We start from the raw sequence: 22498 nt of genomic DNA on the forward strand, positions 1-22498 counted from the left end.
GCGCAAAACCGCTGGAATTGCTGTGCTCAGCGGCCGACTTCGGCCAGCCAGCCGAGGCCTTCCTGCGTGGTGGCGCGCGGCTTGTATTCGCAGCCGATCCAGCCGTCGTAGCCGAGCGCATCGAGCGTCTTGAACACGAAGGGATAGGCAATCTCGCCGGTGCCCGGTTCGTTGCGGCCCGGATTGTCGGCAAGCTGCACGTGGGTGATCCTGGCCTGGTGCTTCTTGAACGTGCCGATCAGTTCGCCCTCGGTGCGCTGCTGGTGGTAGAGGTCGTACTGGATGAACAGGTTGTCGCTGCCGACTTCCGCGATGATCGAGGCCGCCTGGTCCGGGGTGTTGAGATAGAAGCCCGGAATGTCGAAGTGATTGATCGGCTCGATCAGCAGCTTGATGCCGTGTCTGCCGAGCTCGGTCGCCGCAAGCTTCAGGTTGGCGACGAAGGTCGAGCGCAGCACGCTGTCCGGCACGCCGGCAGGCGCAATGCCCGACAGGCAGTTGACCTGCTTGCAGCCGAGCGTCGTCGCATAGTCGATGGCCTTGGCCACGCCCTGGCGGAACTCGTCGACGCGGTCCGGCAGGACCGCGATGCCGCGTTCGCCGCCGGCCCAGTTGCCGGCCGGCAGGTTGTGCAGCACCTGGGTCAGGCCGTTTTTGTCGAGTTCGGCGCGGATCGCATCCTTGTCGAAATCATAGGGGAAGAGATACTCGACCCCTTCGAAGCCGGCCTTGGCGGCGAGGCCGAAGCGCTCCATGAAGGGCGCCTCGTTGAAGAGCATGGTCAGGTTGGCCGCAAATTTCGGCATGGTGTTCTTCCTTTTTCGTCGCAATTCCGAACGGAAAACCGCTTCACACTTTTCCTGGAATTGCTTGTCCTCAATCCAGCAGGGCGAACGTGGCGGTCGGGGCGTCTTCGCCGCGTTCGGCAAGCTCCTCGAACTCGACGACGGCATTGATGTCGGCGCCCATGGCGATGTTGGTGACGCGCTCGAGAATGAACTCGATGACGACAGGAACCTGGTGTTCCTTCATCAGCGCCTGCGCCGTAGCAAAAGCTTCCTGGAACTCGTTGGCACTGCGCACCCGGATGGCCTTGCAGCCGAGACCTTCGGCAACCGCGACATGGTCGACACCGTAGCCGGCTTCCGAATCCGCGGTCGCATTGATGTTGTCGAAGGCGAGCGAGACTTCGAAGTCCATGTTGAAGCCGCGCTGGGCCTGGCGGATGAGGCCGAGATACGAGTTGTTCACGACGACATGCAGGTAGGGCAGCTTGTGCTGGGCGCCGACGGCCAGTTCCTCGATCATGAACTGGAAGTCGTAGTCACCCGACAGGGCGACGATCGGACGATCCGGGTCGGCGGCACGAACACCGAGCGCTGCCGGCAGCGTCCAGCCGAGCGGGCCGGCCTGGCCGCAATTGATCCAGTTGCGCGGCTTGTAGACGTGCAGGAACTGCGCGCCGGCGATCTGGGACAGACCGATGGTCGAAACGTAGCAGGTGTCGCGATCGAAGGCCTTGTTCATCTCTTCGTAAACGCGCTGGGGCTTCAGCGGCACCTGGTCGAAATGGGTCTTGCGCAGCATGGTGCGCTTGCGCTCGCGGCATTCCTCGGCCCAACCGGACCAGTCGCGCAGCTTGCCGGCAACCTTCCACTCCGTCGCAACGTCGAGGAAGACTTTCAGTGCTGCACCCGCATCCGAGACGATGCCGAAATCGGGCGTGAAGACGCGGCCGATCTGGGTCGGCTCGATGTCGACGTGAACGAAGGTGCGGCCTTCTGTGTAGGTCGAGACATTGCCGGTGTGGCGGTTGGCCCAACGGTTGCCGACGCCGAGAACGAAGTCGGAGGCGAGCATCGTCGCGTTGCCGTAGCGATGCGAGGTCTGCAGACCGCACATGCCGGCCATCAGCGGATGGTCGTCGGGGATCGTGCCCCAGCCCATCAGCGTCGGGATGACCGGAACGCCGGTGATTTCAGCGAATTCGACCAGCAGGTCCGAGGCATCCGCATTGATGATGCCGCCACCGGCGACGATCAGCGGGCGTTCGGCCGCGTTCAGCATGGCGAGCGCCTTCTCGGCCTGGACCCGCGTTGCGGCCGGCTTGTAGGGCTCGAGCGGCTCATAGGCATCGATATCGAATTCGATTTCGGCGAGCTGGACGTCGATCGGCAGGTCGACCAGGACCGGGCCGGGGCGGCCCGAACGCATGGTGTGGAACGCCTTCTGGAAGACATAGGGAACCAGGCCCGGCTCCATGACGGTGACCGCCCACTTGGTGACGGGCGCTGCGATCTTCGCAATATCGACCGCCTGGAAGTCCTCCTTGTCGAGGCGGGCGCGCGGCGCCTGACCCGTGATGCAGAGGATCGGGATCGAATCGGCTGCTGCCGAATAAAGGCCGGTGATCATGTCGGTGCCGGCCGGACCCGAGGTGCCGATGCACAGGCCGATATTGCCGGCGCGGGCACGGGTGTAACCTTCCGCCATATGGCTTGCGCCTTCGACGTGACGGGCGAGAACATGGCGAACCGTGCCGCGCGCCCTCAGCGCCGAATAGAAGGGATTGATCGCTGCACCCGGAACACCGAAGGCACAATCGATACCTTCCTTTTCCAGAACCAGTACCGCAGCATCGACAGCACGCATTTTAGCCATGGGATTTCCTCCGTCTCTTGGGATGGAAGGTAACGCATTTATGACCCGGCGCAATCATAAAATGGAAATCAATCCCATCAGATGGAAATAAACATTTTCAACGAAACTGGAACAATCGACGCGGGCCGGCTATGTCATGACTGCGGCGGACAGGAGAAATGACATGGCAGAGCATCAGGAAAAGACGCGGGGCAGGCCGGGGCGCAAACCGGCGGAAAATGCGGTGGCCTCCTCCGTGCAGGTGCTGGATCGCAGCCTCAAGCTCTTGGAGCTGGTGGCACAGGCGGATGGCGCTGCCCTGACCGACCTTGCCGACCAGTCCGGCATGGCGCCCTCCACGGTGCACCGGCTGCTGACCTCGCTTGCCCAGCACGGCATGGTCACCCATGACGGCGAGACGGGTGCCTGGACGATCGGCGTCAAGGCCTTCGAGATCGGCACCGCCTATCTGCGCTTCCGCAAGCTCGGCACGATCAGCCGGCCGTTCCTCAAGCAGTTGATGGAAGGCTGCGGCGAAACCGCCAATATCGCCATCGAGGACGACGGTGACGTGGTCTTCATCTCGCAGGTGGAGAGCCATGCGCCAATGCGCGCCTTCTTCCGCCCCGGCCGGCGCGGGCCGATCCATGCTTCGGGCATCGGCAAGGCAATCCTCTCGACCTGGCCGGACGCCCGTATCGAGGCGCTGCTGGCTGGCCGCATCCTGCAGCATTTCACCGACAAGACGCGCGATTCCGTGCCGACGCTCTTGGAGGATATTGCAAGGATCCGCATCCGCGGCTGGTCGATCGACGACGAGGAGCACACGCTCGGCATGCGCTGCGTGGCGGCCCCGATCTTCGACGAATATGGTGAGGCGGTCGCCGGCATTTCGGTGTCGGGACCGGCGGTGCGCCTGCCCGACAGCAAGGTCGACGCCTTCGGGCCGGTCGTTCGCGCGGCGGCGGAAGGGCTGACCAAGGCGATGGGCGGGCGGGCGAAGCGCGCTTGACTTTAAAGCCTTATCGGCCAGTCTACTCGGCGTAGTCACGAGAGGATTTGCCGATGATAGCCAAAGCCCGTTTTGCCATCGCCGCCTTCGCACTTCTTGCAGCAAGTCCCGCTGTTGCAAAGATCCCGCTCGTCAACGCCACCTGTCCCGGCAATATCGAAGTTCATGCCGACGAGGGCGGGCCGATCTATATCAATGGCACGGAAGCCAAGCTGCACGTCTTCAACGACAACTATTACGAGGCCAAGGGCCACGGGGTGACGATTTCGCTCTCGATCAACCCGGATGGTTCGCCCGCCGTTTCCTATACCGGACACGGCGGCGCGAACGGTGTCTGCACCCTCAAATAGTCAGGCGCTTTCGAGCAGGCGGCTTGCCGCAGCCGCACGCTTGGCCGCCTTGCCCTTCATGGGCTTGCCGGCGACATAGACTTCCGCCACGCAGCGGTCATCACCCATGGTCTGAAGGATGAAGAGTTCTTCGGCGAGCGACGTGGCCGTCTGCATGCGGTATTCCATCGCCGACTTGCCGCTGGAATCGAGCACGACGATATCCGCATCCGCGCCCGCATGCAGCGAGCCGATATGGTTGTCGAGGCCGAGCGCGCGGGCATTGCCGAGCGTCATGCGGTAGAAGGAGGCAAACGGCGTCAGCCGCTGGCCCTGCAGGTGCAGCACCTTGTAGGCCTCGTCCATGGTTTCCAGCATGGAAAAACTCGTGCCGCCACCGACATCGGTCGCAACCGACCAGCGGGCGCCGAGCTTGTCGAAGCGGTCGCGGTCGAACAGGCCCGAACCGAGGAAGAGGTTCGAGGTCGGGCAGAAGACGCCGACGGCACCGCTCTCGGCCAGAGCCGAAATCTCCCGGTCGCTCAGATAGATGCAATGGCCGAGCAGCATGCGGTCGTTCAGCAGGCCGTAACGGGCATAGATGTCCGTATAATCCTTGGCCGCCGGGTAGAGCGAGGTCGCAAAGGCGATCTCGTCGCGGTTTTCGGACAGGTGCGTCTGGACGTAGCATTCCGGATGTTCGGCAACGAGCGCCTGGCTCATCTCCATCTGCTCCGGCGTCGACGTGATGGCAAAACGCGGGCTGATCGCATAGTGCGCGCGGCCGCGGCCATGCCACTTCTCGATCAGCCGCTTCGTCTCGTCATAGCCCTGCTGCGGCGTATCGCGCAGCGCGTCGGGCGCATTTCGGTCCATCATCACCTTGCCGCCGATCATGCGCATGCCGCGCGCTTCGGCCGCCGAGAAATAGGCCTCGACGCTTTCCGGATGCACCGAGCAATAGGCGACCGCGGTCGTCGTGCCGTTCGACAGAAGCTCGTCCATGAAGCGATCCGCCACGGCCGCCGCATGGGCGGGGCGCGAAAACTTCTGCTCCTCGACGAAGATATAGGTGTTCAGCCATTCGAGAAGCTGGGCGCCATAGGAGGCGATCGCCTGGGTCTGCGGGAAATGCAGATGCGTGTCGATCAGGCCGGGCAGGATGAGGTTCGGACGGTGATCTGCGACCTCGACCTCGGCACCGGCACGCTTGCTGACATCCGCATAATCGCCGGCCTCGACGACCTTGCCGCCCCGCACGAACACCGCTCCGTCCTCGAAGTAGCGATAGGAGGCAGTATCGTCGATGCCCTGCGGCTCATTGACGAAGGTCAGGACACGGCCACGGATCAGCAGTTCGCTCATTGGGTTTTCTCCCCGCTCACAGCGCTTTCGTACCAGGCGACGAAGAGCTTGCGCTCCTCGTCCGAAACCTGGGTGACATTGGCCGGCGGCATAGCGTGCGACCGGCCGGCCTGCAGATAGATTTCGCGCGCATGGTTGGCGATGTCGCCATCCGTTTCCAGCACGACACCCTTCGGCGGCACGACCATGCCTTCCCAGCCGGGTTCCTTGGCGTGGCACATGGCACAGCGGCCAAGCACCGTGTCACGCACCTTCGGGAAGGCTTCCGCCGTGATGAAGCTCTGCTGGACAGCCGAGACCTTGGCATCGGCCGTCTCGCCCGTCAGAACCTTCGGCACCGTGGAGAGCCACATGATGAGGACGAAGAGCAGCGCCGTTGCCAGCCAGGTCCAGGTCGGATTGCCGGCATTGGCGGATGTGGTGTTGAAATAGTGGCGGATCGTGACGCCCATCAGGAAGACCAGCGAGGCGATGATCCAGTTGAACTCCGTGCCAAAGGCCAGCGGATAGTGGTTCGACAGCATCAGGAACAGCACGGGCAGCGTCAGGTAGTTGTTGTGCGTGGAACGCTGCTTGGCGATCTTGCCGTATTTCGGGTCGGGCGTGCGGCCGGCGATGAGGTCGGCAACGACGACGCGCTGGTTCGGCATGATGATGAAGAACACGTTCGCCGACATGATCGTCGCCGTGAAGGCACCGAGATGCAGGAAGGCGGCGCGGCCCGTGAAGAGCTGCGTGTAACCCCAGGCCACCGCGACCAGGATGAAATACAGCGCCACCATCAGCCGCGTGTTGTCGTTGCCGAAGGGCGACTTGCAGATCAGGTCGTAGATGATCCAGCCGAAGCCCAGCGACGCGAGCGAGATGGCGATTGCCACCGGCTTCGAGACGTCGAGCACGTTCGGGTCGATCAGGTAGAGATCCGCCCCGGCATAATAGACCAGACAGAGCATGCCGAAACCGGAGAGCCACGTGGCGTAGCTTTCCCACTTGAACCAGACGAGGTGCTCGGGCATCGCGGCCGGCGCGACCAGGTATTTCTGGATGTGGTAGAAACCACCGCCGTGGACCTGCCACTCCTCGCCATGCGCACCCGGCGGCAGGTCGGGATGTTTCTTCAGGCCCAGGTCGAGCGCGACGAAATAAAAGGACGAGCCGATCCAGGCAATCGCCGTGATGACGTGCAGCCAGCGGACGGCAAACATGAGCCAGTCCCAGGCAATGGCATATTCGTACATAGGGGCCTCCACCCATTTTCCATGCACCTGTTTGCCATCAAGTGATTTTCGCGGAAATCCCGGTGAATCCTCAACACTTTCAAAAAAATCTATAAGATCACGCCCACTTTGATCTGCACGCCAATGTGGTAGAAAGAACCATGTCCTATCTCGATAATGTGCGCGTCTTCGTTCGTGTGGTCGAACTCGGTACCCTTTCGGCGGCAGGGCGCGACCAGCGCGTCACCCCCGCAGTCGCCAGCAATCGCATCAAGGAACTGGAGCGCCATCTCGGCGTGAGGCTGTTCAACCGCACGACGCGAAAGCTCTCGCCGACCGAGCACGGCCGGGTGTTCTACGATGGCGCCGTGAAGATCATCGAGGCGGTCAACGAGGCGGAAGCGGCGATCGCCGATCTCTCGCGCAACCCCAAGGGCTCGCTCAGGATCACCGCGCCGCTCGGCATCGGCCGGCGGCTCATCGCCTCGGGCATCCCGGAATTCCACGATAAATACCCGGATATCGAAGTGCGCGTGCGCCTGTCGGACCACAATGTCGATATTCTCGCCGAAGGCGTCGATGTCGCCTTCAAGCTCGGCGTGCTCGAGGATTCGAACCTGCGCATGCGCGGCATCCTCAATTGCGAACGCGTGCTCTGTGCGTCGCCGACCTATCTCGCCCGCCGCGGCACGCCTGCGAATGCCGATGCGCTGATCGCCGACAAACACGACTGTCTGCTGCTGCGCTATCCCGGTTCGAAGGAATATTACTGGACGCTGGTGACGGCGGACGGCCCGCGCAAGTTCGAGGTCGCCGGCCCCTATGACAGCGACGACGGCGACGTCCTGACCCAATGGGCGCTGGAGGATCGCGGCATCATCAACAAGCCGCTGTTCGAGGTGAAGGCGCATCTGAAGGAAGGCCGTCTGGTGGAAATCCTGAAGGACGCGCCGCCGGCTGCTGTACAGCTCGCGGCGATCTATCCGCACAAGCGCTTCCAGGATCCGAAACTGCGCCTGATGATCGATTTCATGGCCGAGCGATGTCAGCGGCTGATCGGCAAGCTGCTCGCAGACGAGCCGGCCGCCGAAGCGTCTAGCGACTGACCGCCACCCGGCGCTCCGCCTTGGCGGCAACCCAGCTCAGCGCCGCCGTCATGATCTCGGCCGCCGCAAGCGTTGCGATGACCGCCGGACGCTTGTCCTTCACCGCCGTACCGCCGATCGGGCAGACGAGATTGGAAAACAGCTCCGGCCGGTCGATTTCACGCGTTAGCCAGTTGCGGAAGGTCGTGCGCTTGGTCTTCGAGCCGATCATGCCGACATAGGCCGCATCCTCCCGCCGCAATGCCTCGGCGGTGATGAGAAAATCGAGCGCATGGTCGTGGGTGAGGATGACGAAGCTGCTGCCGGCCGGTGCATCGCGCACCACGGCCTCCGGCATCGCCGTCAGGCAGGTTTCGATGCGCGGCACCGTGCAGGCGACGAGTTCATCCTCGCGCGTATCCACCAGCACGACGCGCAGTGGCGCAAGCGACAGCGCCATGGCCAGCGCATCGCCGACATGGCCCGCGCCGAAGACATAGACATGCGGCCGCGACGCCATTTCCCGATCGCTGCGGTCGATCAGGTCTTTCACGAGGGCCGGATTGAGCGCCGTGAAGGACAGCCCGACCCGACCGCCGCAGCACTGGCCGATTTCCGGCCCGAGCGGCACGTTCATCGGCTCGGCGGCCGACCCGGAGCGCAACGCCCGGCGCGCCTGGTCGATCGCCATATATTCCAGCTGCCCGCCGCCGATCGTCGCGAAGATCGCCCGCTCCGATACCAGCATCCAGGCATCGGTGTCGCGCGGCGTGGAGCCCGCGGCACCCGTCACTTCGACCAGGATCGCTCCCGGCTCGCGGCGCAGGAAATCCCGGATGTCTTCGCGAGCGGCCGGCATGACATCACCCCTTCGCCTGGGCTTTCAGCCGCTCGATCGCCATCAGCACGCATTCGGGCGTCGCGGGCGCATCGAGACGCGGGCAGATCTTGTGGTCCGCCACGCTCGCTACCGCATCCGACAGCGCATGCAGCACGGCAAGGCCGAGCGGCAGCGGCGGCTCGCCGACCGCCTTGGAGCGGTGGATCGTCGGCTCATAGGCCTCCGACCAGTCGGTCAGCGCGACGTTGAAGATTTTTGGGCGATCCGAAGCGAGCGGGATCTTGTAGGTGGAGGGCGCATGGGTGCGAAGCCGCCCCTTGCCGTCCCACCACAGTTCCTCCGTCGTCAGCCAGCCCATGCCCTGGATGAAGCCGCCCTCGATCTGGCCGATATCGATGATCTTGTTCAACGAACGGCCGGTGTCGTGCAGGATGTCGGTGCGCTCGACGATATATTCGCCGGTCAGCGTGTCGACGGAAACCTCCGAGCAGGCCGCGCCATAGGCATAGTAGTAGAAGGCATGGCCGCGGCCCTTCGAGCGATCCCAGTGGATCTTCGGCGTCTTGTAGAAGCCGGCCGCCGAGAGCTGGACGCGGGCCATATAGGCCTTCTTGACCAGTTCGTTGAAAGAGATTTCCGCATTGCCGATGCGCACCCGGTTCGGCAGGAACACCACCTGGTCGCGCGGCACCTGATGGCTTTCCGCCGCGAAATCGATCAGCCGGTCCTTGATCTGGCGCGCGGCATCCTGCGCCGCCATGCCGTTGAGGTCGGCGCCCGAGGAGGCGGCGGTCGGCGAGGTGTTCGGCACCTTGGCGGTCGTCGTCGCCGTGATCTTCACCCGGTCGAGATCGATCTGGAACTCTTCCGCCACCACCTGCGCCACCTTCAGGTGCAGGCCCTGGCCCATTTCCGTGCCGCCGTGGTTCATGTGCACGGAGCCGTCCGTGTAGACATGCACCAGCGCGCCGGCCTGGTTGGATTCCGTCTTGGTGAAAGAAATGCCGAATTTCACCGGCGTCAGCGCAAGCCCGCGCTTGACGATGCGGCTCTTCGCGTTGAATTCGGCGATCGCCTTGCGGCGCCCGGCGTAATCCGCACTTTCCTCCAGCTCCGCGACGATGCGCTGGATGATGCAGTCCTCGACCTTCTGGTGGTACGGCGTGAGGTTGCGATCTCCTTCGACGCCCATCGCGTCGTAGAAATTCAGCTTGCGGATTTCGAGCGGGTCCTTGCCGACGGCGAAGGCCACCTCGTCGATGACGCGTTCCGCGCCAACCATGCCCTGCGGGCCGCCAAAACCGCGGAACGCCGTGTTGGACACCGTGTTGGTGTAGAGCGGCGCCGACTTGGCATGCACATGCGGGAAGAAATAGGCGTTGTCGCAATGAAACAGCGCCCGGTCGCCGACCGGACCGGACAGGTCGGCGGAAAAGCCGGCCCGCAATGCAAACGTATAGTCGATGCCGAGGATGCGGCCCTCGTCGTCGAAGCCGACATCGTAGTCGATGGCGAAATCGTGCCGCTTACCGGTCGCGACCATGTCCTCGTCGCGGTCGAGCCGCACCTTGACGGCGCGGTTGAGCTTCTTGGCCGCGATGGCGGCAAGCGCCGCGCACTGGTTCGCCTGGGTTTCCTTGCCGCCGAAGCCGCCGCCCATGCGGCGCACTTCCACCGTCACCGCATTGCTCGGCACGCCGAGCGCATGCGCGATCATGTGCTGCGTCTCGCTCGGGCCCTGTGTCGAGCAGTAGACGAGCACTTCGTCGTCCTCGCCGGGAACGGCAAGCGACACCTGACCTTCGAGATAGAAATGGTCCTGGCCGCCAAGCCGCATGCGGCCCGTCACGCGGCGCGGCGCGCTTTCAAGCGCTGCCGCCGCGTCACCGCGCTTCAGCGTCAGCGGCGTGACGACCTGCCGGTGCGTCTTGACGTCGAGGTCCCAGATGTCGATGTCGGCCGGCAGTTCCTCGTATTCGATCTTGGCGAGCCGCGCGGCGCGGCGGGCCTGTTCGCGGGTTTCCGCGATCACGCAGAAGATCGGCTGGCCGTGGAACTCGACCTTGCCATTGGCGAGCACCGGGTCGTCGTTCATGTAGGAGGGCGAGATGTCGTTGACGCCGGGCACGTCTTCATGCGCCAGCACGTCGACGACGCCGGGGGCCGCCCGCACCGCCGAAAGATCGACGGACTTCAGAATGCCGTGCGCGACGGTCGACAGTCCGAAGCCGGCATGCAGCGTGCCGGCGGGTTCGGTGATGTCGTCGATATAGACGGCCGAACCGGCGACATGCTTGTGTGCTGAATCGTGGCGGATGCTCGCATGGACGCCGCCTTCGATCTTTTCTGCCTTGAGATCAGGAGTGTGCTTGTTCATGGCTCACGCAGCCTCGTATCTGGACACCTGTGCGGGTGCATCGCTGGATGTCGTTTCCATAAAGAACCGCAGAAGCAGGTTTTTCGCCACCAGCGCGCGGTATTCGGCGGTAGCCCGCATGTCGGTCAGCGGCGCATAGTCTTCCGCGTACTTTTCCATTGCCGCTTCCACCGTGGCCTCGGTCCAGGGCTGGCCGACAAGTGCCTTTTCGACGGCGAAGGCCCGCTTCGGCGTCGCCGCCATGCCGCCATAGGCGATACAGATTTCCGCCACCGTGCCATCGGCGGCCAGTGCCAGGCGGAAGGCGCCGAGCGTCGCCGTGATGTCCTCGTCGCGCCGCTTGGTCACCTTGTAGACGGCGAACTTTTCCGCCGCTGCCGGTGCCGGTATATGCACGGATTCGACGAATTCGCCGGGCTGGCGATCCTGCTTGCCATAGGCGATGAAGTAGTCTTCCAGGCGAATGGTGCGCCGAACCGACCCCTTGCGCAAGGTGAGCGTGCTGGCGAGCGCGATCAGCGCCGGCGGCGTGTCGCCGATCGGCGAGCCGTTGGCGATGTTGCCGCCGATCGTGCCCATATTGCGCACCTGCTGGCCGCCGATGCGGTTGATCAGGGGGCCGAGTGCGGGAATATGCTGCGACAGCGTGTCGATCGCCTCGGAATAGGTGACGCCGGCGCCGATCGAAACCGTGCCGTCCTTGACCGTGATCGACTTCAGCTCGTCGAGCCCGGCGATGAAGACCACCGGCGAGATATCCCGCATGTGCTTGGTGACCCAGAGGCCGACATCGGTGGAGCCGGCGACCACGGTCGCGGTCGGCGTTGCCTCCAGCACGGCAGCGAAATCGTCGAGGCTGGCCGGTACGACCAGCCGGTGTTTGCCGTCGGCGATCTCGACGCGCGCACCGTCCCGCAGCGCCTTGAGGCGCGCGATCATCGTTGCGCGTTCAGTCAAAAGCGGGTCCTTGTCCGTCCCGCCATAGCTGGAGATGGCCCGCGCCGCGCGCAGGATCGGCTCATAGCCGGTGCAGCGACAGAGATTGCCCTGGAGCGCCGTCTCGATCTGCTGGTCGCTCGGATGGGGTGTCTGCATCCACAGCGCATAGAGCGACATGACGAAGCCCGGCGTGCAGAAGCCGCATTGCGAGCCGTGAAAATCCACCATCGCCTGCTGCACCGGGTGCAGGTGGCCGTCGCGGGCGGCGACATGCTCGACCGTCACCACATGACAGCCGTCGAGCGAGCCCATGAAGCGGATGCAGGCATTGACCCCCTCGTAGACGAGACCGCCCTCTGGCGTCAGGCGGCCGACCAGAACGGTGCAGGCGCCGCAGTCGCCCTCGGCGCAGCCCTCCTTGGTCCCCGTCAGCAGGCGGGAGAGGCGCAGCCAGTCGAGCAGCGTGTGGTCCGGTGCGACATCGCGAAGGGCCACGTCCTTGCCGTTGAGGATGAAGCGCAGCTCGGAGCGGATTTCGACGGCCATGGATTAACTCCCGCGGTAGGTGGAATAGCTGAACGGCGAGACGAGCAGCGGCACATGGTAATGCGCGCCTTCATCGGCAAGCCCGAAGCGGATGGGAATGATATCGAGGAACAGCGGGCCATCCGTCGTGCGGCCGAGATAGTCGCCGGCGTGGAAGCGCAGCTCGTAGGTGCCGGCCTTCATCGTCTCGCCCGACAGAAGCGGCGCATCGCAGCGGCCGTCATCGTTCGTCTCGGTGGTCTTCAGGAGATGGAACGCATCGCCCTCGACACGGAAAAGCTCAATACGCAGGCCCTCGGCGGGTTTGCCGAGCGCGGTATCCAGTACGTGGGTCGTCAGCCGACCAGATCCTTGCGAATGAGATTGCATGGTTTTTCCTCCCGAACACAGCACTCCTCCTGCCACTATCCGTCAAGCCCAACCCACTGAAAAGCAGGATGATCGTTCGAGACTTTCAAAATTTACGGGGGAATGGCGCACACGATTCTTGGGTTAGACATTTGCCATCAACTACGTTTGGAGGAGCGTTCCCATGCGATACTGCCGTGACATGCACGGATACGGAGAGACCCCGCCCGCGGCCCAGTGGCCGGGCGAAGCGCGTGTCGCCGTGCAATTCGTGCTGAACTACGAGGAAGGCGGCGAAAACTGCGTGCTGCATGGCGATGCCGCCTCCGAAGCATTCCTCTCCGAAATCGTCGGTGCGGCGCAATGGCCGGGCCAGCGCCACTGGAACATGGAATCGATCTACGAATATGGCGCCCGTGCCGGTTTCTGGCGCCTGCACCGGCTGCTGACGGAAAAGAACGTGCCCGTCACGGTCTACGGCGTCGCCACCGCTCTGCAGCGCTCACCCGCCCAGGTCGCCGCCATGCTCGGCGCCGGCTGGGAGATCGCCTCGCACGGCCTGAAATGGGTCGAGCACAAGGACATGCCGGCCGAGGAGGAGCGCGCGGCGATCGCCGAGGCGGTCCGCCTGCACACGCTCGTCACCGGCGAACGGCCGCGCGGCTGGTATACCGGCCGCTGTTCGGTGAACACGGTCGATCTCGTCGCCGAAGAGGGCGGCTTCGACTACGTCTCCGATACCTATGCGGACGACCTGCCCTATTGGTACGAGCATGATGGCAAGCAGCAGCTCATCATCCCCTACACGCTCGACGCCAACGACATGCGCTTTGCGACCCCGCAGGGTTTCAACAGCGGCGACCAGTTCTTCAGCTACCTGAAGGATTCCTTCGACGCGCTCTATGCGGAAGGCAAGGCGGGCAACCCGAAGATGATGAGCATCGGCCTGCATTGCCGCCTGATCGGCCGCCCCGGCCGCGTCATGGCGCTTGCCCGCTTCATCGACTACATCCAGGGTCACGAAAAGGTCTGGATCCCGCGGCGCGTCGATATCGCCGAGCACTGGGCGAAGAGCCATCCGCCGCGGCCGCAGGCCGATCGACCCTCGCAGATGGCCGAAGAGGCGTTCGTAACACGCTTCGGCGATATTTTCGAGCATTCCCCCTGGGTTGCGCGGCGCGCCTGGGCGGGCGAACTTTCGCCGGCGAACGATACCGCCATCGGCCTTGCCGCAGCGCTGACCTTCCAGTTCCGTGCGGCGAGCGAAGAACAGCGCCTCGGCGTGCTCGTCGCCCACCCGGACCTTGCCGGCAAGCTGGCGCAGGCCAAGCGCCTGACGGCAAGCTCGACCGACGAACAGGCCTCTGCCGGCCTCGACGCGCTGACCGACGAGGAGCGCGCGCGCTTCACCGAACTCAACACTGACTACGTGAAAAAATTCGGTTTCCCGTTCATCATCGCCGTGCGCGACAACACGAAAGCCAGCATCCTCGCCGCCTTCGAAAAACGCATCGCCAATGACCGCGACACGGAATTCGCCACGGCCTGCAAGCAGGTCGAGCGGATCGGGCTGCTGCGGCTCAAAGCGCTGCTGCCGGCCTGAGCGACGGGCCATGTCGAGCGCCGCCCTGCCCGCCTTCGCGCGCGGAACGATCAATCTTGCCTCGGCAGGTCTCGGGGCAAGCGGCCTCTTCGCGACGGACGAGTTCTTCGGGCCATTGTCGCGCATGCTGGCCGACGAACCCGCCGTCTACCATCCCGGCCGCTACGACGAAAACGGCAAGTGGATGGACGGCTGGGAAACACGCCGGCGGCGCGGGCCGGGCCACGACCATGCCGTCATCGCGCTGGCAAAACCCGGCCGTATCCGCGGCTTCGACGTCGACACGGCCTTTTTCACGGGCAACTACCCGACGGCCTGCGCCATCGAGGGCTGTCATGCACCGGGAGGCCCGGACGACAGGACGGAATGGGTGGAACTGCTGGCGGCTAGCCCACTCGGCCCGAGCGCCCAGCATTTCTTCGACTGCGCCTCGGCGGGGCTCTACAGCCATGTGCGGCTGAGAATCTATCCCGATGGCGGGGTGGCGCGGCTGCGCGTCTATGGGACGCCGACGCTCGACCCGGCCGAAGGACCGATCGATCTCGCGTCTGCGCTTTCCGGCGGGCAGGTGATCGCGCTTTCCAACGGGCACTACGGTCATCAGCGCTTGCTCGCGCCCGGCCGTGGCGTCAATATGGGTGACGGCTGGGAGACCAGCCGCCGCCGGGAGCCGGGCCACGAATGGATCGTGGTCAAGCTTGCCGCACGAGCGACGGTGACAAGCATCGTCGTCGATACCGCCCATTTCAAGGGCAATTACCCGGATGCCTGCTCCATGCAGGCCGCCGACCTGACGGGCACGACGGGGGACCTCCCCACCCTTGTCACCGCCGCGTCGATGTTCTGGCAGGAAATCCTGCCCGAGCAGAAACTGGCCGCCGACCGTATCCACACGTTCGACGGCCATCTCGTGAAGCGGGCGGGTGCCGTAACCCATGTCCGCCTGAACATTCATCCGGACGGCGGCATCAGCCGTCTGCGCGTTTTTGGCCATCTGGCCGAGGGAGGAAAGACATGAAGACCATCGAGATCAAACCGTTGACCCGCGAGGCCTTCGCGCCTTTCGGCCAGGTCATCGAGCAGGACGGCGCGCACAATTTCCCGATCAATGCGGGCAAGTGCACGCGCTACCACGACCTCGCCAATATCGAGACGACCGGCGAGAAGGCCCGTCCGATGATCAGCCTGCTGCGCGGCGAACCCTATCCGCTGCCGCTGGAACTGAAGATGGTCGAGCGTCACCCGCTCGGCAGCCAGGCCTTCATTCCGCTCGGCGAAAGCCCCTTCCTCGTCGTCGTCGCCGAAGAAACGGAAAACGGCCCGGCCGAGCCGATCGCCTTCCGCACCGCACCAGGCCAGGGCGTCAATATCGGCCGCAACATCTGGCACGGCATCCTCACACCGCTCGAGACGGTGTCCGACTTTGCCGTGGTCGACCGCGCCGGCGAGGGCGTAAACCTCGAAGAGCATTTTTACGACGAAACCTTCCTGATCCGCTGATCCATCCACCGGGGATGCGGATCCGCCGGCCCGCCTCCACGGGCCGGCACTTCTTTGCCTTCCTTGACAAATTTTCTTGTCAATGGAATCCTGCGGCATGCTCGACCTCGATATCATCGACACACCGGCCGCCGCGATGCTCGCCCTTGATCCGATCAAGGCGCGCCTGCTTGCCGAGCTTTCGGTTCCCGCCTCCGCAGCCGCCCTTGCCGGCCGGGTCGGCCTGACGCGCCAGAAGGTCAACTATCACCTGAAGGCGCTGGAAGAGCAGAAGCTGGTACAACAGGCCGAGGAGCGGCAATGGGGCGGCATCACCGAGCGCCTGATGGTGGCGACGGCGCGCGCCTATGTCGTCTCGCCCGCAGCGCTTGGCCCGCTCGACGCCGATCCTGCCATCCATGGCGACCGGCTCTCTGCCAGCTATCTCCTTGCGCTCGCCGCCCGCATCGTCCGCGAAGTGGGCGCGCTCTGGCGCGGTGCGCGGGCAACGGACAAGCGACTGGCGACCCTCTCCATCGACACGACGATCCGCTTTGCGTCGCCCGCCGACCGTGCGGCCTTTACCGCCGATCTCACCCGCGCGGTCACAACCCTTGCAGCCCGCTACCATGACGACACGACCCCGGGCGGCCGGCCGCACAGGCTGGTGGTCGCCGCCTATCCCGCCCCTCCAGAAACCGAAAGGAAACACGATGCCGACGAAATTTGACGCCAGCGGCAAGCGCTGGGTGGAAATGGAATTTCTCGTGCCCGGTACGCCGGATCAGGTCTGGCAGGCCATGGCGACCGGACCCGGCAACGCGGCCTGGTTCACACGCGCCGAGATCGAGGAGAAGATCGGCGGCCAACTGACTTTCCACTTCATGCCGGGTGTTACCTCCGGCGGTACGGTCACGGGCTGGGAGCCACCGCACCGCTTCGGCTATGTCGAGGTGGGTTGGGCCGAGAACGCCCCGCCGATCGCCACCGAAATCAGCATTGTCGCCCGCTCGGGCGATGAATGCCTCGTGCGCATGGTGCATTCGCTGTTCAGCGCGACGGATGACTGGGACGACCAGATGGAAGGCTTCGAATCGGGCTGGCCCGGCTTCATCGAGGTGCTGCGGCTCTACCTCTCCCATCATGCGGGTGAAAATGCCGCGTCCTTCCAGATCAGCGCCAATGCGCAGGGCGAGGACCTGGTGGTCTGGCGCAAGCTGCTCGACGGTCTTGGCCACGAAACGGCCGATGCCGGCGAAAACTGGACCGTGGAAGCCGGCGAAACATTTTATGGCGAGGTCACCGGCGTGCGGCAGGACGCGGAGCAGCGCTATGTCCTGATGCACATTGCCGGCGACGTGCCGGGCGTCGGCCTGTTCGGCATCTACCGCATGGGAGAAACGGTCCGGCTCAGCGTCTGCCGCTTCTTCTACGGACCGAAGGCCGGCGACACCGCGGCCGCGACCGAACCAAAATGGCAGGCCTGGCTCGACGAGATTGCCAGGTCCTGAAACGAAAACGGGCCGCGCTCATCACGCGGCCCGTTCCTTTGAGTGATGGTTTGTTATTCCGCGAAGAAAGCGAAGCGGATGATGAAGAGAACCGCGACGATTGCCGTCGCCGGATGGATCTGCTTCCACTTGCCGGTGAACAGCTTCAGCACGACATAGCTGATGAAGCCGAAGGCGAGGCCGTTGGCGATCGAATAGGTGAAGGGCATGGCGAGTGCGGTGAGCGCTGCCGGGGCCGCTTCCGTCAGGTCTTCCCATTCGACTTCCGTCAGTTCCCGCATCATCAGGCCGGCCACGTAGAGCAGCGCCGGTGCCGTTGCATAGGTCGGCACGGAGCCGGCAAGCGGCGAGATGAAGAGGGCGGCGAGGAACAGGATGGCGACGGTGAAGGCGGTGAGGCCCGTGCGGCCGCCGGCCTGTACGCCGGATGCGCTTTCGACATAGGCCGTGGTGCTGCTCGTGCCGATCAGCGAACCGGCGACGATCGCCGTGCTGTCGGCGAGAAGCGCGCGGCCGAGGCGGCTCTTCTTGCCTTCCTGGATAAGATTGGCGCGCTTGGCGACGCCGATCAGCGTGCCGGTGGCGTCAAACACTTCGACGAGCACGAAGACCAGGATAACATGCAGCAGGCCGCCATGCAGCGCACCCATGATGTCGAGCTGCAGGAAGGTCGGCATGATCGACGGCGGAGCCGAGACGACGCCCTGGAACTGGCTGACGCCGGTGATCCAGGAGAGTATCGTCACGGCGAGAATACCGATCAGGATCGCACCCTTGACCCGCAGCGCATCGAGCACGGCGATGATGAAGAAGCCGAGGATGGCCAGCAGCGGACCGGTTTCCTTGAGGCTGCCGAGGCCGACAAGCGTCGCCGGATTGTCGACGACGATGCCGGCGTTCTTCAGCGCGATGATGCCGAGGAAGAGGCCGATACCGGAAGCGATGGCACTGCGCAGCGAATGCGGAATGCCTTCGATCAGCCAGCTGCGCACCCCGGTCACCGTCAGGATGACGAAGATGAGGCCGGAAATGAAGACCGCGCCCAGCGCCTGCTGCCAGGTGAAGCCGAGGGCCGCCACGACGGTGAAGGCGAAGAAGGCGTTGAGGCCCATGCCGGGCGCCATGCCGATCGGCCAGTTGGCGACGAGCGCCATGACCAGCGAGCCGAGGGCCGCCGCAAGACAGGTCGCGACGAAGACGGCATCCCGGTCCATGCCCGTCGTCGACAGGATGTCAGGGTTTACGAAGATGATATAGGACATGGTGAGGAAGGTCGTGAGACCCGCGATCACCTCTGTGCGCACGGTCGTACCGTGCTCACTCAGCTTGAAAAGCCGTTCAAACATGTTTTCTCCCCCTGGCGCGCCAGCGGCTGCGCCGTGCAAAACCTCCGGGCCAAATGCTCCTCCAGCAACCCGGAACCTAGCCGACGCTTCGCACTGCGAACCGCCTGCCCGCGGCTTCCCGCGTCCGCGCGCCGCTGTCCGCCGGAAGCCGGCCGCGGTTGATCACAGTTTCGTCATAATGCGTGTTTGAGCGGAATTTTGCCAGCCGGGCATTTCCCCGAATTTTAGCGAAACTCTTTCACGATTCCCCCGAGCGGCCGCACACTTTGCCGGATCCGCAGGGGGGCTGCGTCACTCGCAGACGTCGACCCACGCACCCTGAACAAGCCCAACCAGCCGCTCCGGCGCAATGCGCACAGCCGCATTCGTGGCACCGGCCGCCGGGACGACCTCGTCGAAAGGCCGAAGCGACACATCGCAATAGACCGGTACGGGCGAAGGTAGCCCGAACGGGCACACGCCACCGACCGGGTGTGAAGTCACGGCCAGCACCTGCTCCGCATCGAGCATGCGGGGCTTTGCGGCAAAACGATCCTTGAATTTCCGGTTGCTGAGCCGCGCCGTGCCGGCGGCGACCAGCAGGACGATCTCCTCACCGATGCGCAGGCAGATCGTCTTGGCGATCTGCCCCGGCGCCACCCCATGTGCCTCCGCGGCCAGCGTCACGGTCGCCGAGCTCTGCTCGGTGACGAGCACCGCGATATCGGGGGCATGTTCGGAAAAGAAGGTGCGGACGGATTCGAGCGACATGGTACTTTCATAGCCAGTGACACGGCCATCGCGCAAGAGGCTGCCGGAAGGCGAAGCAGTCAATGCTTCCCTCCCCTGGAACGCAAAAACCCGGCCGCGTGTGCGTGCCGGGGTTTTGGACGTGTATGTCTTTGGCTGCGGAAGCCAGCAACCGTTTTAACTTGCGGTCCTATCTGGCCTCGAGGCCCATGCTAGGCTGTTTCGTGCCATCACGTACCCACCCCGGTCAGAGATGCTGCGATGATGACTTTCGGCAGCAAGCCGGCGCAGGGAACTCGGCGCTGCCTATTCTCTACCCTGCGCTGGTGCCGAGGGCCACCGCGTAGCTGTCTTCATGCAATTGATAGCGCGTGATCCTGCCCTCAAGAACTGTCAATTCGATGGCGAAGGGCGACTCGACAAGCTTGCCGGTTGACCGGATCGCAGACATCAGCTCGCCGACGATGACCGCCATCGTATCGTCGGCCAGAATCCGCTTCACTTGATACCGGCGCGGCTCGACGCCCTGGGCCAGGGCAGGGAAGAAGGCACGCACGGATTCACGGGTCCGACGCCTGCCCGCCCAAGGCACCAAAGCAGGATCGCCCGCAACGTGCCAATCCACGTCATCGGCAAAGAGATCGGCAATTGCCTCACACCTTTCCGAGGCGTCGGGTGCGCCCCAGAAAGCACCAACCCTTGCAAGATACAATTCAGCCACTTCGCGCGGCGAAGGGACAGAGACGGCAGCGGCATTCGACATCGTGTTCTCCGAGTTTGCATCCACTGCATGGAACACTTTTACCCATCGAAATAGCCTATATTACTCGATACGAATCATCGGTTATTCCGATATGTGAATCGCCCTCTACCCCTGCAACGAATGATTTTCGAGACGAAAATATGATTGAATCAATCACACTCGATCAGTTGCGCACGCTCGTGGCGGCGGTGGACGAGGGCAGTTTTTCCGCTGCCGGGCGCAAGATCGGGCGCGCGCAGTCCGTCGTGAGCCAAACGATAGCGGGTCTGGAAATACAACTGAACGTGACACTGTTCGAACGCGCCGGCCGCTATCCCTTGCCGACCGCAGCAGGAGCCGCACTCGCCCAGGAAGCGCGGGCCGTGCTGCAGCAAGCCGGCCAGTTCAAGGCTCGCGCCAGGGATCTCGCTAGCGGCATCGAACCCGAACTCGCCATCGCCATCGATGTCACGTTCCCGATCCAGATCTTCACATCCGCCGTCATGGATTTCGAGTTGACCTTTCCCGATACGCAGCTTCGGGTCTATGTCGAGGGCCTTGGCGCGGTCATCGAACCGGTTCTCGAAAAACGCTGCTCTCTCGCAATATCCGGCGTCGCGCCGCTGTTTTCGCAAGAACTGCAGCCGGAGCGCCTCTACAGCTTCAACCTGATCATGGTCGTGGCCCCATCACATCCGCTCGCGCAACTGAAGTCACCGGTTCGACGCGAACAGCTTTCCCGCTATGTCCAGCTCGTGCTCACCGACAGATCCAGCCTGTCACAGGGGCGGCAATTTGGTGTCATTGCACAGAAGACATGGCGGCTTGCCGATCTGGGTGCAAAACACGCGTTTCTCCAGGCAGGGCTCGGTTGGGGCGGCATGCCGGCCTGGATGGTCGAAGCGGACATCGCCGCGGGAAAGCTCGTTGAACTGGATGTGGAGCCCTCGATATGGCAGGGCGGCAAACTGGTGACGGCTTACGCCCTGCATCGACGTGACACGCCGCCCGGCCCGGCCGGGCGCTGGCTGATCAATCGCTTGCGCGAACACGCAGAACAGTCCCCGAGCATCGGCTGAAGATACGCTTGGCTCCTTTTCCCACCTACCCAAAACAACAAAAAGCCCCGTTGCATTTCTGCATCGGGGCTTTGTTTGATTTGGTTGCGGGGGCAGGATTTGAACCTGCGGCCTTCAGGTTATGAGCCTGACGAGCTACCGGGCTGCTCCACCCCGCGCCAAGCGACAGCACTCTTTGGTGTTGTCGCGGTTGCGTAACCGCCTTGGCGGTTATGCGTTCTGCCGAGCCATTGCGAAGCAGTTGTCTCGTGTAAGGGACGTACTGCAAACAAAAAGGACCGCTTTAGGCGGCCCTTGAGCTTCGGCGGGGCCGACTGTGTGATGAGAAGCTTGATATTGCCTTTAGCAGACCTGGCGGCGACCTACTCTCCCGCGTCTTAAGACGAAGTACCATTGGCGCTGGGGCGTTTCACGGCCGTGTTCGGAATGGGAACGGGTGCAGCCACCCCGCCATGACCACCAGGTCGGCTAAAGGCAATATTCGAGAAGCTGGTAGAAGAGGGATTGCCTCTTCGTTTGTCTTAATTTTGTGAACACGTCTTGGCGTCATCGCCCCGTTTGGGGCTGATGAGCATGAACAATGAGAACGATCAAGCCAATCGAGCGATTAGTACCGGTAAGCTTCACACATTGCTGCGCTTCCACACCCGGCCTATCAACGTGGTCGTCTTCCACGGCTCTCAAGGGAATACTCGTTTTCAGGTTGGTTTCCCGCTTAGATGCCTTCAGCGGTTATCCATTCCATATATAGCTACCCTGCTATGCGGCTGGCGCCACAACAGGTCCACCAGAGATATGTCCATCCCGGTCCTCTCGTACTAGGGACAGATCCTGTCAATATTCCTACACCCACGGCAGATAGGGACCGAACTGTCTCACGACGTTCTGAACCCAGCTCACGTACCGCTTTAATTGGCGAACAGCCAAACCCTTGGGACCTGCTCCAGCCCCAGGATGCGATGAGCCGACATCGAGGTGCCAAACAACCCCGTCGATATGGACTCTTGGGGGTCATCAGCCTGTTATCCCCGGCGTACCTTTTATCCGTTGAGCGATGGCCCTTCCACGCGGGACCACCGGATCACTATGACCGACTTTCGTCTCTGCTCGACTTGTCAGTCTCGCAGTCAGGCGGGCTTATGCCATTGCACTCGACGACCGATTTCCGACCGGTCTGAGCCCACCATCGCGCGCCTCCGTTACTCTTTCGGAGGCGACCGCCCCAGTCAAACTACCCACCATACACTGTCCCGGACCCGGATAACGGGCCGCGGTTAGACATCCATGACGATAAGGGTGGTATTTCAAGG

Annotated in this window: 20 protein-coding genes, 1 tRNA gene and 2 rRNA genes (1 of these 23 running past the window's edge); 9 read left to right on the plus strand and 14 right to left on the minus strand. The window is 63.5% G+C overall.

All coding sequences use genetic code 11. The features are described from left to right. Window positions 1–26 precede the first annotated feature (26 nt). On the minus strand, window positions 27–806 hold the full coding sequence (gene hyi / locus BSY16_RS15295; RefSeq protein ID WP_069060460.1) for a hydroxypyruvate isomerase: 780 nt from the start codon (window positions 804–806) through the stop codon (window positions 27–29). 70 nt (window positions 807–876) lie between these two features. Continuing rightward, window positions 877–2661, minus strand: a complete 1785-nt coding sequence (gene gcl / locus BSY16_RS15300; RefSeq protein WP_069060461.1) for a glyoxylate carboligase — start codon at window positions 2659–2661, stop codon at window positions 877–879. Between the two features lie 163 nt (window positions 2662–2824). On the opposite strand from gcl, the gene bhcR reads away from it, so the two are divergent. Next, a complete protein-coding gene (gene bhcR, locus BSY16_RS15305; RefSeq protein WP_069060462.1) occupies window positions 2825–3652 on the plus strand; it encodes an HTH-type transcriptional regulator BhcR in 828 nt (275 codons plus the stop codon). Window positions 3653–3705: 53 nt separating this feature from the next. Next, a complete protein-coding gene (locus BSY16_RS15310; protein WP_069060463.1) occupies window positions 3706–4002 on the plus strand; it encodes a hypothetical protein in 297 nt (98 codons plus the stop codon). Here BSY16_RS15310 and guaD read toward each other — a convergent pair whose 3' ends face one another. Then, window positions 4003–5346, minus strand: coding sequence for a guanine deaminase (gene guaD, locus BSY16_RS15315; RefSeq protein WP_069060464.1), 1344 nt, complete (start codon window positions 5344–5346; stop codon window positions 4003–4005). Continuing rightward, a complete protein-coding gene (locus BSY16_RS15320) occupies window positions 5343–6584 on the minus strand; it encodes a urate hydroxylase PuuD (protein WP_069060465.1) in 1242 nt (413 codons plus the stop codon). The genes guaD and BSY16_RS15320 overlap by 4 nt, the downstream gene beginning before the upstream one ends. A gap of 140 nt (window positions 6585–6724) precedes the next feature. Here BSY16_RS15320 and BSY16_RS15325 point away from each other — a divergent pair, with 140 nt between their 5' ends. After that, complete coding sequence (locus tag BSY16_RS15325) at window positions 6725–7669, plus strand: LysR family transcriptional regulator (protein WP_069060466.1); 945 nt, start codon at window positions 6725–6727, stop codon at window positions 7667–7669. On the opposite strand, the gene xdhC is transcribed toward BSY16_RS15325, so the two are convergent. From xdhC to uraH, 4 genes are read right to left on the minus strand one after another with little or no spacing between them, the layout of a single operon-like run. After that, window positions 7659–8507, minus strand: a complete 849-nt coding sequence (gene xdhC / locus BSY16_RS15330) for a xanthine dehydrogenase accessory protein XdhC (RefSeq protein ID WP_069060467.1) — start codon at window positions 8505–8507, stop codon at window positions 7659–7661. The two genes, BSY16_RS15325 and xdhC, sit on opposite strands and share 11 nt — an antisense overlap. Before the next feature lie 4 nt (window positions 8508–8511). Further along, window positions 8512–10866: a xanthine dehydrogenase molybdopterin binding subunit gene (gene xdhB / locus BSY16_RS15335; RefSeq protein ID WP_069060468.1), complete on the minus strand. Its 2355-nt coding sequence runs from the start codon at window positions 10864–10866 to the stop codon at window positions 8512–8514. Window positions 10867–10869: 3 nt separating this feature from the next. Beyond that, window positions 10870–12351: a xanthine dehydrogenase small subunit gene (gene xdhA / locus BSY16_RS15340; protein ID WP_069060469.1), complete on the minus strand. Its 1482-nt coding sequence runs from the start codon at window positions 12349–12351 to the stop codon at window positions 10870–10872. Between the two features lie 3 nt (window positions 12352–12354). After that, a complete protein-coding gene (gene uraH / locus BSY16_RS15345) occupies window positions 12355–12720 on the minus strand; it encodes a hydroxyisourate hydrolase (protein ID WP_069060470.1) in 366 nt (121 codons plus the stop codon). Between the two features lie 163 nt (window positions 12721–12883). Here uraH and puuE point away from each other — a divergent pair, with 163 nt between their 5' ends. From puuE to BSY16_RS15370, 5 genes are all read left to right on the plus strand, one after another. After that, complete coding sequence (gene puuE, locus BSY16_RS15350) at window positions 12884–14302, plus strand: allantoinase PuuE (protein ID WP_069060471.1); 1419 nt, start codon at window positions 12884–12886, stop codon at window positions 14300–14302. Window positions 14303–14312: 10 nt separating this feature from the next. Continuing rightward, the gene (gene alc / locus BSY16_RS15355; protein WP_069060472.1) at window positions 14313–15320 is read left to right on the plus strand and encodes an allantoicase; all 1008 of its coding nucleotides are present in this window, start codon (window positions 14313–14315) and stop codon (window positions 15318–15320) included. Further along, a complete protein-coding gene (locus BSY16_RS15360) occupies window positions 15317–15802 on the plus strand; it encodes an ureidoglycolate lyase (protein WP_069060473.1) in 486 nt (161 codons plus the stop codon). Before alc ends, BSY16_RS15360 begins: the two co-directional genes overlap by 4 nt. A gap of 97 nt (window positions 15803–15899) precedes the next feature. After that, window positions 15900–16511, plus strand: coding sequence for a winged helix-turn-helix domain-containing protein (locus tag BSY16_RS15365; protein WP_069061567.1), 612 nt, complete (start codon window positions 15900–15902; stop codon window positions 16509–16511). Continuing rightward, entirely contained in the window at window positions 16495–17292 is a 798-nt protein-coding gene (locus tag BSY16_RS15370; RefSeq protein ID WP_069060474.1) for an SRPBCC family protein, read from the plus strand. Before BSY16_RS15365 ends, BSY16_RS15370 begins: the two co-directional genes overlap by 17 nt. Before the next feature lie 53 nt (window positions 17293–17345). Here BSY16_RS15370 and BSY16_RS15375 read toward each other — a convergent pair whose 3' ends face one another. The 3 genes from BSY16_RS15375 to BSY16_RS15385 all read right to left on the minus strand — a co-directional run bounded on the left by BSY16_RS15375 (window position 17346) and on the right by BSY16_RS15385 (window position 20130). Continuing rightward, window positions 17346–18638 (minus strand): NCS2 family permease, encoded by a 1293-nt coding sequence (locus BSY16_RS15375; RefSeq protein WP_069060475.1) that lies wholly within the window; start codon window positions 18636–18638, stop codon window positions 17346–17348. Between the two features lie 291 nt (window positions 18639–18929). Next, window positions 18930–19388, minus strand: coding sequence for a YbaK/EbsC family protein (locus BSY16_RS15380; protein WP_069060476.1), 459 nt, complete (start codon window positions 19386–19388; stop codon window positions 18930–18932). 292 nt (window positions 19389–19680) lie between these two features. After that, window positions 19681–20130, minus strand: coding sequence for a nuclear transport factor 2 family protein (locus tag BSY16_RS15385; protein ID WP_083242924.1), 450 nt, complete (start codon window positions 20128–20130; stop codon window positions 19681–19683). A gap of 140 nt (window positions 20131–20270) precedes the next feature. Here BSY16_RS15385 and BSY16_RS15390 point away from each other — a divergent pair, with 140 nt between their 5' ends. After that, window positions 20271–21188 carry a LysR family transcriptional regulator gene (locus BSY16_RS15390; protein ID WP_069060477.1) on the plus strand — a complete coding sequence of 306 codons (918 nt, stop codon included), beginning with the start codon at window positions 20271–20273 and terminating at the stop codon, window positions 21186–21188. An 81-nt stretch (window positions 21189–21269) separates the two neighbouring features. On the opposite strand, the gene BSY16_RS15395 is transcribed toward BSY16_RS15390, so the two are convergent. The 3 genes from BSY16_RS15395 to BSY16_RS15405 all read right to left on the minus strand — a co-directional run. Then, a tRNA-Met gene (locus BSY16_RS15395) sits at window positions 21270–21346 on the minus strand. A 191-nt stretch (window positions 21347–21537) separates the two neighbouring features. Beyond that, window positions 21538–21652: ribosomal RNA gene (rrf, locus tag BSY16_RS15400) — 5S ribosomal RNA — on the minus strand. Window positions 21653–21774: 122 nt separating this feature from the next. Then, window positions 21775–22498: ribosomal RNA gene (locus BSY16_RS15405) — 23S ribosomal RNA — on the minus strand; it runs 2074 nt beyond the window's last position.

It is taken from the genome of Sinorhizobium sp. RAC02 (assembly GCF_001713395.1).
GTDB lineage: Bacteria > Pseudomonadota > Alphaproteobacteria > Rhizobiales > Rhizobiaceae > Shinella.

What these genes read in the sequence shown, in the direction of transcription:
- hyi (WP_069060460.1), bottom strand. Translation starts at nt 806, where the DNA reads ATGCCGAAATTTGCGGCCAACCTGACCATGCTCTTCAACGAGGCGCCC.
- BSY16_RS15365 (WP_069061567.1), top strand. Translation starts at nt 15,900, where the DNA reads ATGCTCGACCTCGATATCATCGACACACCGGCCGCCGCGATGCTCGCC.
- BSY16_RS15385 (WP_083242924.1), bottom strand. Translation starts at nt 20,130, where the DNA reads ATGTCGAATGCCGCTGCCGTCTCTGTCCCTTCGCCGCGCGAAGTGGCT.
- BSY16_RS15375 (WP_069060475.1), bottom strand. Translation starts at nt 18,638, where the DNA reads ATGTTTGAACGGCTTTTCAAGCTGAGTGAGCACGGTACGACCGTGCGC.
- gcl (WP_069060461.1), bottom strand. Translation starts at nt 2,661, where the DNA reads ATGGCTAAAATGCGTGCTGTCGATGCTGCGGTACTGGTTCTGGAAAAG.
- xdhA (WP_069060469.1), bottom strand. Translation starts at nt 12,351, where the DNA reads ATGGCCGTCGAAATCCGCTCCGAGCTGCGCTTCATCCTCAACGGCAAG.
- BSY16_RS15370 (WP_069060474.1), top strand. Translation starts at nt 16,495, where the DNA reads ATGCCGACGAAATTTGACGCCAGCGGCAAGCGCTGGGTGGAAATGGAA.
- BSY16_RS15310 (WP_069060463.1), top strand. Translation starts at nt 3,706, where the DNA reads ATGATAGCCAAAGCCCGTTTTGCCATCGCCGCCTTCGCACTTCTTGCA.
- alc (WP_069060472.1), top strand. Translation starts at nt 14,313, where the DNA reads ATGTCGAGCGCCGCCCTGCCCGCCTTCGCGCGCGGAACGATCAATCTT.
- BSY16_RS15360 (WP_069060473.1), top strand. Translation starts at nt 15,317, where the DNA reads ATGAAGACCATCGAGATCAAACCGTTGACCCGCGAGGCCTTCGCGCCT.
- bhcR (WP_069060462.1), top strand. Translation starts at nt 2,825, where the DNA reads ATGGCAGAGCATCAGGAAAAGACGCGGGGCAGGCCGGGGCGCAAACCG.
- puuE (WP_069060471.1), top strand. Translation starts at nt 12,884, where the DNA reads ATGCGATACTGCCGTGACATGCACGGATACGGAGAGACCCCGCCCGCG.
- BSY16_RS15390 (WP_069060477.1), top strand. Translation starts at nt 20,271, where the DNA reads ATGATTGAATCAATCACACTCGATCAGTTGCGCACGCTCGTGGCGGCG.
- xdhC (WP_069060467.1), bottom strand. Translation starts at nt 8,507, where the DNA reads ATGCCGGCCGCTCGCGAAGACATCCGGGATTTCCTGCGCCGCGAGCCG.
- BSY16_RS15320 (WP_069060465.1), bottom strand. Translation starts at nt 6,584, where the DNA reads ATGTACGAATATGCCATTGCCTGGGACTGGCTCATGTTTGCCGTCCGC.
- uraH (WP_069060470.1), bottom strand. Translation starts at nt 12,720, where the DNA reads ATGCAATCTCATTCGCAAGGATCTGGTCGGCTGACGACCCACGTACTG.
- BSY16_RS15325 (WP_069060466.1), top strand. Translation starts at nt 6,725, where the DNA reads ATGTCCTATCTCGATAATGTGCGCGTCTTCGTTCGTGTGGTCGAACTC.
- xdhB (WP_069060468.1), bottom strand. Translation starts at nt 10,866, where the DNA reads ATGAACAAGCACACTCCTGATCTCAAGGCAGAAAAGATCGAAGGCGGC.
- BSY16_RS15380 (WP_069060476.1), bottom strand. Translation starts at nt 19,388, where the DNA reads ATGTCGCTCGAATCCGTCCGCACCTTCTTTTCCGAACATGCCCCCGAT.
- guaD (WP_069060464.1), bottom strand. Translation starts at nt 5,346, where the DNA reads ATGAGCGAACTGCTGATCCGTGGCCGTGTCCTGACCTTCGTCAATGAG.